Source organism: Acinetobacter sp. YH01009 (genome assembly GCF_013420765.1).
Classification (GTDB): domain Bacteria; phylum Pseudomonadota; class Gammaproteobacteria; order Pseudomonadales; family Moraxellaceae; genus Acinetobacter; species Acinetobacter amyesii.
Map to the genome: position 1 here is coordinate 1 of NZ_VOYE01000053.1, position 1,010 is coordinate 1,010.

2 tRNA genes and 1 rRNA gene are annotated in these 1,010 nt (G+C 42.9%); all 3 read left to right on the top strand.

What is annotated here, in order from left to right:
* The first annotated feature begins 50 nt into the window (after nt 1-50).
* A tRNA-Ile gene (locus tag FTT76_RS17495) sits at nt 51-127 on the top strand.
* A gap of 106 nt (nt 128-233) precedes the next feature.
* Nucleotides 234-309 (top strand) — tRNA-Ala (locus tag FTT76_RS17500).
* A 502-nt stretch (nt 310-811) separates the two neighbouring features.
* Nucleotides 812-1,010 (top strand): 23S ribosomal RNA (locus FTT76_RS17505); the annotation flags it as partial.

Consider the following 1,010-nt stretch of genomic DNA (forward strand, 5'->3'; position numbering starts at 1 on the left):
ACGATTGGTAAGAATCCACAACAAGTTGTTCTTCATGACGATGTATCTGAGGGTCTGTAGCTCAGTTGGTTAGAGCACACGCTTGATAAGCGTGGGGTCACAAGTTCAAGTCTTGTCAGACCCACCACTACTTGAGTGAGGGTCAGCAAAACATGTTTTGCCCGAACGCAAGGCTAACGAACGAAAGTGAGTGCGCAGGCAGTAATACGATACATTGACTTAATTGATAAGCTGGGGACTTAGCTTAGTTGGTAGAGCGCCTGCTTTGCACGCAGGAGGTCAGGAGTTCGACTCTCCTAGTCTCCACCAAATTTCAAGATCATAAAACTTAAAGCGCTGCTTTAAGGATTTGAGTTGAAATTTAAGCCTTGCGACATATATGTCTCATACGCTTCGCGCAGTATGTGATCATACAGTAGCGTGAATGTTTAGTTCCTAAGCGATCAAGTGCGTAGATCCTAGAGATTAGCAAGTAGAAGCGTTAAGATACGCCCCACTTGATAATCTCTGTGATTTATCACAGTAATGCAGTCCGACGAGGATGCATTAAATCATTAACAGAATATATTTGAGTTGAAATAATTTGTTCATACTCATGAAAGAGCGGAAACGAGAGATCGCAAGATTGATTGTTGAAGTGATTGAATGAGAACTAGCGAAATTAACTGAATCAAGCGTTTTGGTATATGAATCTAATTGAAGCTGTACAGTGATTAAGTTCACGAGACTCTAACTGTGTAATTGACTGAGTGATTGGTTGATTATGTTGTTTATCCTACTTGTAGGGATGAGCGACTGTTTGGGGTTGTATAGTCAAGTAATTAAGTGCATGTGGTGGATGCCTTGGCAGTCAGAGGCGAAGAAAGACGTGATAGCCTGCGAAAAGCTCCGGGGAGGCGGCAAATATCCTGTGATCCGGAGATTTCTGAATGGGGAAACCCACCCGCTATAAGGCGGGTATCATAAACTGAATACATAGGTTTATGAGGCGAACGAGGGGAAGTGAAACA